This window comes from Amycolatopsis sp. NPDC058986 (assembly GCF_042741125.1).
Taxonomy (GTDB): domain Bacteria; phylum Actinomycetota; class Actinomycetes; order Mycobacteriales; family Pseudonocardiaceae; genus Amycolatopsis.
Window position 1 is genome coordinate 1 of sequence record NZ_JBHYJW010000016.1, and the last position, 11,237, is coordinate 11,237.

11 protein-coding genes are annotated in these 11,237 nt (G+C 70.0%); 5 read left to right on the plus strand and 6 right to left on the minus strand.

Translation table 11 applies throughout. The annotated features are described in order from the left end of the window. Positions 1–64: 64 nt before the first annotated feature. Positions 65–2,524, minus strand: coding sequence for a M14 family zinc carboxypeptidase (locus tag ACFW0G_RS16400; protein ID WP_378326080.1), 2,460 nt, complete (start codon positions 2,522–2,524; stop codon positions 65–67). A gap of 180 nt (positions 2,525–2,704) precedes the next feature. Between ACFW0G_RS16400 and ACFW0G_RS16405 the strand changes: the two genes are divergently transcribed. Next, complete coding sequence (locus ACFW0G_RS16405; RefSeq protein ID WP_378326081.1) at positions 2,705–3,397, plus strand: DUF998 domain-containing protein; 693 nt, start codon at positions 2,705–2,707, stop codon at positions 3,395–3,397. Between the two features lie 219 nt (positions 3,398–3,616). Here ACFW0G_RS16405 and ACFW0G_RS16410 read toward each other — a convergent pair whose 3' ends face one another. The 5 genes from ACFW0G_RS16410 to ACFW0G_RS16430 form a co-directional block, all read right to left on the minus strand. Further along, on the minus strand, positions 3,617–5,194 hold the full coding sequence (locus tag ACFW0G_RS16410; protein WP_378326082.1) for an FMN-binding glutamate synthase family protein: 1,578 nt from the start codon (positions 5,192–5,194) through the stop codon (positions 3,617–3,619). 46 nt (positions 5,195–5,240) lie between these two features. Then, the gene (locus ACFW0G_RS16415; protein ID WP_378326084.1) at positions 5,241–5,417 is read right to left on the minus strand and encodes a CsbD family protein; all 177 of its coding nucleotides are present in this window, start codon (positions 5,415–5,417) and stop codon (positions 5,241–5,243) included. Positions 5,418–5,483: 66 nt separating this feature from the next. Further along, on the minus strand, positions 5,484–6,323 hold the full coding sequence (locus ACFW0G_RS16420; protein ID WP_378326085.1) for a hypothetical protein: 840 nt from the start codon (positions 6,321–6,323) through the stop codon (positions 5,484–5,486). 223 nt (positions 6,324–6,546) lie between these two features. Further along, positions 6,547–6,993, minus strand: a complete 447-nt coding sequence (locus tag ACFW0G_RS16425) for a nuclear transport factor 2 family protein (RefSeq protein ID WP_378326086.1) — start codon at positions 6,991–6,993, stop codon at positions 6,547–6,549. A gap of 86 nt (positions 6,994–7,079) precedes the next feature. After that, a complete protein-coding gene (locus ACFW0G_RS16430) occupies positions 7,080–7,529 on the minus strand; it encodes a DUF6294 family protein (protein WP_378326087.1) in 450 nt (149 codons plus the stop codon). Positions 7,530–7,816: 287 nt separating this feature from the next. On the opposite strand from ACFW0G_RS16430, the gene ACFW0G_RS16435 reads away from it, so the two are divergent. The 4 genes from ACFW0G_RS16435 to ACFW0G_RS16450 all read left to right on the plus strand — a co-directional run bounded on the left by ACFW0G_RS16435 (position 7,817) and on the right by ACFW0G_RS16450 (position 11,237). Beyond that, on the plus strand, positions 7,817–8,803 hold the full coding sequence (locus ACFW0G_RS16435; protein WP_378326088.1) for a LysR family transcriptional regulator: 987 nt from the start codon (positions 7,817–7,819) through the stop codon (positions 8,801–8,803). Between the two features lie 66 nt (positions 8,804–8,869). Continuing rightward, positions 8,870–9,631, plus strand: a complete 762-nt coding sequence (gene fabG / locus ACFW0G_RS16440) for a 3-oxoacyl-ACP reductase FabG (RefSeq protein ID WP_378326089.1) — start codon at positions 8,870–8,872, stop codon at positions 9,629–9,631. A 13-nt stretch (positions 9,632–9,644) separates the two neighbouring features. Further along, on the plus strand, positions 9,645–10,097 hold the full coding sequence (locus ACFW0G_RS16445) for a MaoC family dehydratase (RefSeq protein WP_378326091.1): 453 nt from the start codon (positions 9,645–9,647) through the stop codon (positions 10,095–10,097). 114 nt (positions 10,098–10,211) lie between these two features. Then, complete coding sequence (locus ACFW0G_RS16450; protein ID WP_378326093.1) at positions 10,212–11,237, plus strand: phosphotransferase family protein; 1,026 nt, start codon at positions 10,212–10,214, stop codon at positions 11,235–11,237.

Here is an 11,237-nt window from a genome sequence, read left to right on the forward strand (position 1 = left end):
CCTTCACAGCGCTCAACGCTGTGAAGGCCCCCTTCACGGCATCACAATCCACAAAGGACAGCCGTTACCGGACTCCGCGCTCCTTCGCCGCGGCCGCCGAACGGGTGCAGACCTCACCGACGTCGACGGTCTGGCCTCGGTCGGCGTACACGTCCGCCACGCCGACGAGCTGCCCTCGCGGCGAGGTACACGTCAGCTGGTACGCCTCCTTCGGCCCGTACGTCGGCGGAACCGGCGACGCGAACGAGACGCCGCCCGTCCAGTCGTCGGCCACGGCCGGGTCCGCCTGCGCGTAGTTCACCAGCACCGCCTTGTAGTCCCCGGCGGGCGGGTCGAACAGCACCGCGTGCTCCGACGTGGTCCCGCCGTTCGCCGACGACGTCACGAGGTTGCCCGCGGCGTCGTAGACGTAGAGGTCCCAGTCGGTGTTCGGGCTCTTCCACGCCACGTCGACGCTGAACTTCCCGTTGTCGGCCTTCGGCAGGCCGTCGACGTGGAAGGTGAAGCTCTCCGACGTCGCATCGGCCGGGTACTTCTTGTTCACCGCGGGCACGCCGGGCGGGTTGGCCACCGCGAATCCGGCCTGCGGCGGGCCCTGCGGGTCACGGCCGTAGCGGCCCGCGACGTAGGGCCGCGTCGACGGGTTGACCGACCACGCGAACCGGCCGCCGGTCGTGGTCAGCGACGAGTCCAGCTTGTCGGTGACGTAGATCGGGGGCTTCGTCGAACCGTCCGGCTGCAGGACCGGCGACGTCGGCGTCTGGAACGTCTTGTGCAGCTTGAGCTGGTAACCCCGCGGCGCCGAGCCGATCAGCGTCGAGTGCGCCGCCGGGTCGGCGGTGTTGGCCAGCATGTCCAGGAACGCCTGCCGGTTGCCGCCGTGCCCGGCGCCCGGCGCGGGCTTCAGGCCCGCGTACTCGGCGACGACACCGTCGGCGTAGGGCGGGTGGAACTCGGTCCCGCCGATTTCGAACGTGAAGCCCCAGCCACCGGTGGCCCAGTACGACCAGTCCTCGGTGCTGCCGGTGGTGTCGTACAACGCCCACGACGGTTCGCTCTTGTACTGATTGCGTGACGCCATCTGGTCGCCGAGCGCCTTGTAGGCGGGTTCGTCCAGCGGGGCACGGACGTCGGCGACGCCGGGCACGCGCAGGACGAGGTTCGAGTAGGTGTGCAGCGTCAGCAGGTTCGTGACCTGACGGCTCGACACGATCGAGCGCACGTTCCGCGTCTCCGGCTCGGAGAACGGGCCCGCACCACGGAAGGTGTCACTGCGCCACAACGTCGACGCGCCGTTGCCGCCCCAGAAACCGGCGTAGTTGCGGTTCGGGTCGGTACCGCGCTCGCGGCCGCCCGGGTTCGCCTTGCACACGCCGGTCGCGAACTCCTTCGGCGAGTCGGCGACGTTGCAGTTCTTGCGCTTCATCTCGTAGTCGAAGCGGGTGAAATCGCCCTTCGGCTCGGCCTCGCGGGAGATCTCGAAGCCGTCCGGGTTGATGATCGGGACGACGATGTTCCGGGTCCTGCCGACCAGCCCGCGGATCGCCGGATCGCGCTGGTAGCCGTTGATCAGCTCGTACGCCCATTCCATCGCGTGCTCACCGGCGGGCCATTCCCGCGCGTGGTGCACGCCCATGGTGAAGTCGACCGGCTTGCCGTCCGCGAGGTTCCGCACGTCGGTCGCGATCTCCATACCGACGACGTCGCGGCCTTCCCAGGTCGGCTCCGGCAGGGTGAACGCCGAGACGAGCGCGGGGTTCTTGCGCGCCAGCTCCTTGATCTCGTACTCGTAGTCGTAGAGGTGCCGGTAGCTCGTGCGGCCCGACGGGAGCGCCGAGCCGGGTGTCTTCGCCGCGTAGTCGCGGTCGGTTTTCGCGTTCTGCACCGACTTCGCGGACAGATCGGGCTGGATCACACTGGACTTGAACCCGCTGTCCGCCAAGGTCTTGCGGTCCGTGTCGTTGGCGAGGACGACCTCGACGCCGGTGGCGTCGGCCTTCTCCGTTACGTCGAGGCCGAGCCTCAGCAGCTTGTCCTTGTCCGTCTTCGCCGGGGTTTCGACCCGGACGAGCTCGGCGCGCTGCGGTGCCGCCGCCGTGCCCGTCGGCGTGCCCTGCGGGGTGAGGGCGAGGAAGTCGACGCCCAGCACCGCCTCCCGCGCGTTCCCGCCGTAGCGGCAGGCCTGCACGACGAGTTCTTGGCCCTTCTTCACGAAACTCTCGGCGAGTTCGTGGGTGCGCAGCGCCGCCGAGGCGGCCACGACGGCACCCGTCGCCTTGTCGAACACCGCGAGGTCCCAGTCCCCTTCCGGGCCCGGCGAGGGCGCCAGCCTCGCCTGGATCAGACCGTCCACGGTGGATGTCAGTTCGCGGCGGTCGGTGCCGGCGGTGCCCTTCGGCACCGGCGCGGCGAAACAGGACCGCGGCACCGAACGGTCGGCGCGGACGACGTTCTCCGCGGCGTGCGCGGTGGCGGCCGGAAGCGCGACGACGGCACCCGCGAGCACGGTCGCCGACGTCAGCATCACTAGTCTTCGTCTTGGTGAATTCCCCACAGCTTATGACCTCCTACCAGGAGAAACCGGCGCTTCGGACGCGCCGGCGGCGATCGACACTAACGGCGCGAAACGGCGCGAGGTACCGCCGGAAGTCGGGGGCGTGCGCGGTTCACCGGTGTCTCAGCTTCGGCTCGTTAGAGTCGGATCATGACCTTGACGCGGCGTTCCTCGATGACCTGGCTCGCCTGCCTGGTGGCGGTGGCCGCCGGCGCGACGCTGATCCTCACGCTGCAGCTCGTCCCGCCGACCGACGCGATCAGCGCGACTCGGCGCACCATCAGCGAGTACGCGCTGAGCGAGGCCAAGTGGGTCTTCGACGTCGCCGTCGGCCTGATCGCGCTCGGCTCGGTGGCCGGGTTCGCCACGCTCCGCCTGCGCGGCGCGCTCCCGGCGGCCACGGCGGTGTTCGGTACACTGTGGACGATCGGGCTCGTGGTGATCGTGGCGTTCCCCAAGAACGACTGGGCGATCGGGCCGAGCGCGAGCGGCACTGTGCACCGGTTCGCCAGCGTCGTGACCTTCGTGTGCCTGCCACTCGCGGTGCTCTTCGCGGCCCGCGCCGCCTTCCCCGCCGCACCGCGACGCCGCCTGCTCGCGCGGCTGCTCGCCGTCGCGTCGCTCGGCTGGTTCGGGATCATCCTCGGCGCGATCGCGGTCGCGGCGGGAACGGGCGCGCGCTGGTGGCTGCTGATCCCGCTCGGGCTGGTCGAACGCGGGATGGCCCTGACCGAGCTGCTGGCGTTGCTCGCGCTGGTGGCACCCGTCCGTTCCCCTGCGCCCCTGGTCACCCCGCTCGCGACGCACCCGTCGAAGGTCGCGGCCGGCGGAACCGGCACCTGAGCCCGTGCGCCCTTCCAGAGCGGACCCCGAGCACCGGCAGCGACCCGCTCGGAGCCCACTCCGCCGGGGGCAGTAGGCCGGCGGGGTCTGGGCCGGCCTGCCCGGAACGCAATTCTGTTCCCGCGCCGACCGCCGCACAGCACCCCGGACGAAACCATGTCGTCCCTGGTCAGCGGCCGGACAGAGCGGAAAACGAAACCCGGGCCGGACGCGGTGGGGTCAGCCGAAGGTGTCCGGATCCGCCGCGTGCCAGTCCTCCGCCCAGGTGGCGGGCGGATCCGCGGTGAGGACACCGGGCTCCAGCCATTCGTACAACTCGGCGTAGGAGCGCACGGTCGTCGCGTCGAGCCGTTTGCGCAGCAGGTGCGTGTTCAGCCGCGCGGGATCGGCCACCCCCATCGAGGCCATGATCTGCTGGGCCGACCGCACGGTCGCCCGCTGGAAGCGGTAGACCCGCTCCGTCTTGTCCCCGACGTCGAGCGCCCGCGCCCGGCGCGCGTCCTGCGTCGCGACCCCGACCGGGCAGTGGTTGGTGTGGCACCGCTGCGACTGGATGCAGCCGACCGCGAACATCATGGCGCGCGCGGCGTTGGTGTAGTCCGCGCCCTGGATGAGCCGCTTGACGATGTCGCCGCCGGTGGCGACCTTGCCTGCCGCGCCGATGCGGATCCGGTCCCGCAGCCCGGCGCCCACGAGTGCGTTGTGGACGGTCATCAGCCCGTCGGTCAGCGGCGCCCCGATGTGGTCGGAGAACTCGAGCGGCGCGGCACCCGTGCCGCCCTCGGCGCCGTCGACGAGGATGAAGTCCGGGGTGACGTCCTCGGCGAGCATCGCCTTGCACACCGCCAGGAACTGCCTCCGCGAGCCCACGCAGAGCTTGAAACCCGCCGGTTTCCCGCCCGCGAGCTCACGCATCCTGGCGATGAACAGCACCAGCTCGCGCGGAGTCGAGAAAACCCGGTGGTACGGCGGCGAAACCACGGTCCTGCCCTGGGGAACCTCCCGCACCCTGGCGATTTCGGCGTTGACCTTGCCGCCGGGCAGGACTCCCCCGATGCCGGGTTTGGCGCCCTGGGACAATTTCAGCGACACGCAACGCACACTGTCCACAGCGGACTTGTCGGCGAACTCGGCGGCGTCGAAGCCCCCGTCGCGCGTGCGGCAGCCGAAGTACCCGGTGCCGATCTCCCACACCAGGTCACCGCCGGGCCGCAGGTGGTACTCGGAAAGCCCGCCTTCCCCGGTGTCATGGGCGAAACCGCCTTTCGCCGCGCCGGCGTTGAGCGCCAGGATCGCGTGCGAGGACAGCGACCCGAAGCTCATCGCGGAAACGTTGAGCAACGCCATGTCGTAGGGCTTCCGGCAGGCGGGGCCGCCGATCCGCACCCGGGGTGGCTCCGGGGCGGGTTCGACGGGAGTCATCGAATGCGCGAACGACTCGTACCCGTCGGCGTAGACGTCGCGCTCGGTGCCGAACGGCGATTCGTCCTCGGTGGCCTTCGCCCGTTCGTAGACGATGCTGCGCACGTCACGGTCGAACGGCCTGCCGTCGGTGTTGCGCTCGACGAAGTACTGCTGGACCTCCGGCCGGATCGCCTCCAGCAGATAGCGGAGATGGCCGAGCAGCGGATAGTTGCGCAGCACCGCGTGCCGCCGCTGCGTCAGGTCGTACCAGCCGACCGCGGTCAGCGCGGCCAGCGGCACGGCCGCGAAGCACCACCACGGCGAAACCAGCGCCGCCGCCAACGCGGCCGTGACCGCCGCCGCGGTCAGTCCGAGGACAAGGGCGAAACGCACGCACCGAACCTAACCGAGCGCGGGTACGGCCGCACGCCGCGGCCGGTCAGTCCTTCAGGCCCTTGATGGCGTCCTTGGCCTTTTCCGCGGCCTGCTTGACCGCGCCCTTGGCCTGCTCCGCCTTGCCCTCGCCCTGCCACTGCTCGTTGCCGGTGGCGTTGCCGAGCGCCTCCTTGGCCTTGCCCTTGAGCTCCTCGCCCTTGTTCTCCATCTTGTCGTTCATCGAGGCTCCTTTCCCATCACCGCGGCCGACGCGGCCGCGGGCTGACCTCGCGCCCCGATTACCCCGTCACCGGATGGCTACACCTCCGTTCCGCGCCCGGTCGAGTGATCCGCGCAACCACCGTTCGAGGGCGAGCAGCTCATCGGCGGGGAAGGGGCCGCGCGCCCAGCGTTCGGCGTACTCGTCCTCGCCGAACCGGGTGAGCAGCGCCCGTGCCGCGCCGGCCACCGTGCGGACGAGCTCGTGGAGCGGCAGGTCCGCGGTCAGGAGCTCGTGCCCGTCGTTGCCCGGCAATCCGAGTGGGCGCGCCCAGTCGACCGCCAGGACACGTACGTGCGCGTGACCGCTGGGATCGGTGGTGATCAGCCAGCGGTACTCGATCGGCTCGCCGTCCCAGGACACCCGTACGCTCCGCTCGCCGGTGGTGAGCAAGAGCAGGGCGGCGAGCATGTCGCGCAGGGCCGGGGTGAGGTAGGAGGCGTACAACCGCCTCTCCCCGCGGCTGTCCCCCAGCACGGCGAGCAGCCAGCCGGTACCCACGAGATCGAGCGCGCACGTGAACGTGTCCGCCGCCCACGGCCGGAAATGATCCCCCAGCGGTTTTTCCGTCAGCAGAGTGCGGAGGTACGCCATCTCCGGCTGGGGGATCGAACGGGACAGATAGACCTCGTCGAGCGGCTCGACGAGGGCGCGTAACTCGCGCGAGGCCTTGGCGGGCAACGCGAACAGTGCCAACCGCAGTGCTTCCCGCCGCACCACCGGGTCGTCCCATCGGCAGCCAGGACACGTGCAGTCTTCGGGCGTGTAATCGTCGAGTGCGCGTACCGGACCGCGCACGAACCGGGCCCAGCCCGCGAGTGCTTCGGCGATCGCGCCGGGCCGCAGCCGGGCACGCTCCAGAACCACGATCGCTTGTCGCGTCGAGGCGGAAACCCGGGACACCTGCCGGATCGGCGGTTGTCCTTGTCCGCGCCGGATCGGAGAATCGGCGCGCAGCCGCGCGGGGCGCCTACGCGGCATTGCCCTTTCTGGTCGTCATGACCGTCATCCTCGCACAGAACTCTCGTTCGCGGTCACATCGGCCCGACGCGCACCGAAGGACGCCCTCGTCGCGGCGAATCACCGTCTCCTAGGACGCGTTCGAGACGCCGCCCAAGCCCTGTGCCCAGCTGCGTTCCTCGCTGCGGCGGGAGATCCGCCAGCCCTCCGGGGTGCGGACGTACTCGTCGAGGTACCACATGCCCAGCAGCGCGATCCGCGGATCGCCGTCCCCGACCGGCAGCGCGAGCGGGTTCAGGCACATCACCCGGCCCGTCGCCCGGTCGCCATCGACGCGGATGTCCGGGTTGGCGATCAGATGCTGGAACGCGGGCAGCATCGCCAGGCTCCGCGCGAGCCATTCCTTGACCTCGGCACGGTCGCCCTCGATGCCGCCGAACGCCGTGTAGTCGATCCGCGCGTCGTCGGTGAAAATCCGGTCCAGTGCGCCGAAATCCCGGGTGTCGATCGCGGTCGCGTAGGCCACCAGCAGATCCTGGATCTCCAGCCGGTCGGAAATCTCCTGAATGTCGAGCACCTGGCCTCCTGGAACACCGCGACGGGGACGTGATCACTCTACCCAGCGCGGAGACCGCGTGCCGGGAACCCGGGCCAGGGCAAAAGTCAGCAGTGGCTTCGCATGCGCATGCTGTTGATCCGGTCGAAGATCCCCGCGTTGAAGTTCCCGCTGGCGAACCACCAGTGCCACTGGTTCTTGATGGTGCCTTCGACGAATTTGGTGTCACCGCCATGATGCACCGGAGCCAGGATGATGCTGGAATCATCCAGGGTGTCCACCCACATCAGCCACGCGTCATTGGTGTCACTGCTGACTATCGCCGCCTCGAAGGACGCGCTGCCGTCCCGTCTGAGGGTCCATTTCGCGCGCTCCATGGCGCAGTCCCCCACCGTGATGCGTCCCCAGCTGAACGAACACCAGTCGTTGTTCGCGCAAACGGCTTGTACGGTCGCCGGCGTCTGCGTGGTGGCCGATGCCGGAGCGGCGACGACGCCACTGCCCGCGAGCACGAGCGCCGCCACGACGGTCAGTACCCGACGTGATTTGGTCATCATGTTTTTCTCCGCCAGAGGTTGCCGAACCTGTGCCGAATTCGGGGGAACCGGGGAAACCGGTCCCGAAATCGCGTTCCAGAACTTCGGGAAAAGCCGTTCGGGAAAGCACCCCCTTTCCACGGCTCCGCTCCGCGAATTCGCACCGGAGCGGTCCGGGTTTCAGTATCCTCGCGGCCGGGTCGCTTCGTCCAAGTCGCAATCACAATCGGCCGATAGGTCGACGTTATGCGCGCGACCCGGGCGCTAGACTCGACACGCCGGCCGGCGCGGTGGTGCGGAGGGTGGTCGTGGTGGAGTTGCGTCGCCTGCGTTACTTCCTGGCCGTCGCCGAGGAGGGCGGTTTCACCCGCGCGGCCGCCCGGCTGCACGTCAGCCAGCCCGGGCTGAGCCAGCAGATCCGTGCCCTGGAACGGGATGTCGGCGGTCCCCTGTTCGAGCGCCTGCCCGGCGGGGTCCGGCTCACGCCCGCGGGCCACGCCATGCTCGAACCGGCCCGCCGCGCGATGGCGGCGGTGGCCGACGGCCTGCTCGTCGCCCGCGACCTGGCCGGTGGCGCCAGTGGCTCGCTGCGGGTGGGCATGATCTACGGCGCCGCCGGCGCGGTGACCCAGCCGATCCTGTCCGCGTTCGCGAAGGCGTTTCCGGACGTCCGGCTGAACTTCCGCGCGGAACTCCCGGTCGGCCGGGCGTATTCCGCGCTGCTCGAGGACGAGGTGGACGTGGCGTTCACCCGGCTGCCGCTGCACCCGCAACGACACGCCTGGACCGTGCTGTACGAGGAACGCCGTGTGCTGGTCGTCCACGAGCACCATCGGCTCGCCAGAACGAGCAGCGTGACCATCGAAGAGGTACTGCCACTGCCCATCCTGTCCGCCAACCCCGCCGGCACCGCGCCGGAGGTCAACGACTACTGGCAGCTCAACGAATACCGCAACGGCGAGCCGCCCCCGCTCTTCCTCACCGAGGCGTGGTCGGTCCTGGAAGTCGCCTACACCCTGTTGCAGCATCCGGACGTGGTCGCCACCTGCGCGGACGTCGCGCGCCGGCACCACCCGCTGCCGGGCACCCCGCTGCTGTTCATCGACCTCCTGGAAGGCGGCGCCAGCAAGGCTGTCGTCGCTCGCCGTCGCGGCGACCATCGGCCCCTCGTCCGGGCGTTCTGCCACATCGCCGCCACCGTCGCGCACCAGCCCGGTGCCCCGCCCGCCGGTTTTCGCCCCCCGGACACCGCCGGCAGGCAAGAGGTCGAATCCTGGGGCACACCGGGTGACTGAGCGCTTATTCATCGGTTATGTTGAGGATCAGCAGCCCCCGCTTTCTCAACGACGAGGAGTTCACCCGTGAGCGAGTCCCCCTCCCGTGTCGCCATCGTGACGGGCGCAGGCCGCGGCATCGGCGCCGCGGTCGCCAAGCGCCTGGCCGCCGACGGGTTCGCCGTCGGCCTGCTCGACCTCGACGAGGCCGGGGTCAAGGCGGGCGCCGAGGCGATCGTCGCCGGCGGCGGCAAGGCCGTCGGTGTCACGCTCGACGTCAGCGACGCCGAACAGGTCGACGCCGCCGTCACCCGGGTCGCCGAGGAGCTCGGCGCGCCGACCGTGCTGATCAACAACGCCGGCATCACCCGGGACAACCTGCTGTTCAAGATGACCGAGCAGGACTGGGACTCGGTGCTGAACGTGCACCTGCGCGGCTCGTTCCTGATGACCCGCGCGGTGCAGAAGTACCAGACGCAGGAGAAGTGGGGCCGCATCGTCAACCTGTCGAGCACGTCGGCGCTGGGCAACCGCGGCCAGGTCAACTACTCCGCGGCCAAGGCGGGGATGCAGGGCTTCACCAAGACACTGGCCATCGAGCTGGGCAAGTTCGGCGTGACCGCGAACGCGATCGCCCCCGGGTTCATCGCCACCGACATGACCGCCGCGACCGCGGAACGGCTCGGCATGTCCTTCGAGGACTTCAAGGCCGCGGCCGCGTCGCAGATCCCCGTGCAGCGGGTGGGTACCCCGGACGACATCGCGAACCTCGCCTCGTTCCTGGTCAGCGACGGCGCCGGGTTCATCTCCGGGCAGGTCGTCTACGTGGCCGGCGGCCCGACGGACTGAGGGAGGAACGACGATGCGCGAGTTCTCTTCCCTCGACGAGTTCGCCGGGGCGGTCGGCGAGCACCTCGGGTACAGCGACTGGCTGACGATCACCCAGGAGCGGGTGGACCTGTTCGCCGACGCCACCGACGATCACCAGTGGATCCACGTGGACGCCGAGAAGGCCGCCGCGGGCCCGTTCGGCACGACGATCGCGCACGGCTTCCTGACCCTGTCGCTGATCTCGGGTTTCGTCGGCAAGATCTACCGGGTCCACGGGATCAGGATGGGCATCAACTACGGCCTCAACAAGGTGCGGTTCCCCCAGCCGGTCAAGGTCGGCGCGAAGATCCGGGCCGGGGCCGAGCTGGTCGAGGTCACCGACGTGCCCGGTGGCAAGCAGGGCGTGGTGCGGTGGACCATCGAGATCGACGGCGAGCCGAAGCCCGCGTGCGTCGCCGAAATGGTCGCGCGGCTCATCGCCTGAAACCCGGCCGTGAAAGCCCAGGCCGGGGCGGGGTTTCCGACCAGCACTGTACGACATACCGACTGGTCGGTACCCTGACGGCGGACGTCGACCACCGAGCAACGAGGAGACCGGATGAGCCGGACCGACCCACCGGGTCTTGACCTGGGCGCGCTGCGTGCCCACCTGGACGAGCACCGGCCGGGGCTGGTCACCGGGGAGCTGGGCGCCGACGTCGTCGCGGGCGGCCGGTCGAACCTCACCTACGTGGTGAGCGACGGCCGGTCGCGCTGGGTGGTCCGCCGCCCGCCGCTCGGCCACGTGCTGCCCACCGCGCACGACATGGCCCGCGAGTTCCGGGTGATCTCGGGCCTGCACGGCACCGCCGTCCCGGTGCCGGAAACGGTGCTGCTGTGCGAGGACCCCGACGTGCTCGGCGCGCGGTTCTACGTCATGGAGTTCGTCGAGGGCACGCCGTACCGGTCCGAGGCCGAACTGACCGCGCTCGGACCCGAGCGCACGCGGAAGATCGCCGACGCGCTGGTCGACACGCTCGTCGACCTGCACGCGGTCGACCCGGAGCCGGTCGGGCTCGGCGATTTCGGGCGCCCGGAAGGGTTTCTGGAGCGGCAGCTGCGGCGGTGGAAGAAGCAGCTGGACGGCTCCCGCAGCCGGGATCTCGAAGGCTTCGACCTGCTGCACGACCGGCTGGCGGCATCGCTGCCCGCGTCGGGGAAGCCGTCGATCATCCACGGCGACTACCGGCTGGACAACGTGCTGGTCGACGGCGAGGACCGCATCACCGCCGTGCTGGACTGGGAGATGTCCACCCTCGGCGACCCGCTGACCGACCTCGCGCTGCTGGTGGCCTACGCCGAGCGGGACAAGGCGTCGGCGCGGTTCGTGTCCACCGCGAGCGCGGCACCCGGGTATCCGACCTCGGACGAGGTGGTCGCGCGGTACGCCGAGCGGTCCGGGCGGGACGTGTCCGCGCTCAACTGGTACGTCGGGTTCGCGTTCTTCAAACTGGCGGTGATCCTCGAAGGCATCTACTTCCGGTTCAGCCAGGGCAAGACCGTCGGAGCGGGATTCGAGAACGTCGGCGGCGCCGTCGTTCCGCTGATCACGCACGGCAACGAGATTCTCAAAGAGGAGAAGTAG

Excerpts from the sequence above, each read along its gene's own strand:
- ACFW0G_RS16405 (WP_378326081.1), top strand. The coding sequence starts at position 2,705 with ATGACCTTGACGCGGCGTTCCTCGATGACCTGGCTCGCCTGCCTGGTG.
- ACFW0G_RS16415 (WP_378326084.1), bottom strand. The coding sequence starts at position 5,417 with ATGAACGACAAGATGGAGAACAAGGGCGAGGAGCTCAAGGGCAAGGCC.
- ACFW0G_RS16400 (WP_378326080.1), bottom strand. The coding sequence starts at position 2,524 with ATGCTGACGTCGGCGACCGTGCTCGCGGGTGCCGTCGTCGCGCTTCCG.
- ACFW0G_RS16445 (WP_378326091.1), top strand. The coding sequence starts at position 9,645 with ATGCGCGAGTTCTCTTCCCTCGACGAGTTCGCCGGGGCGGTCGGCGAG.
- ACFW0G_RS16430 (WP_378326087.1), bottom strand. The coding sequence starts at position 7,529 with ATGATGACCAAATCACGTCGGGTACTGACCGTCGTGGCGGCGCTCGTG.
- ACFW0G_RS16450 (WP_378326093.1), top strand. The coding sequence starts at position 10,212 with ATGAGCCGGACCGACCCACCGGGTCTTGACCTGGGCGCGCTGCGTGCC.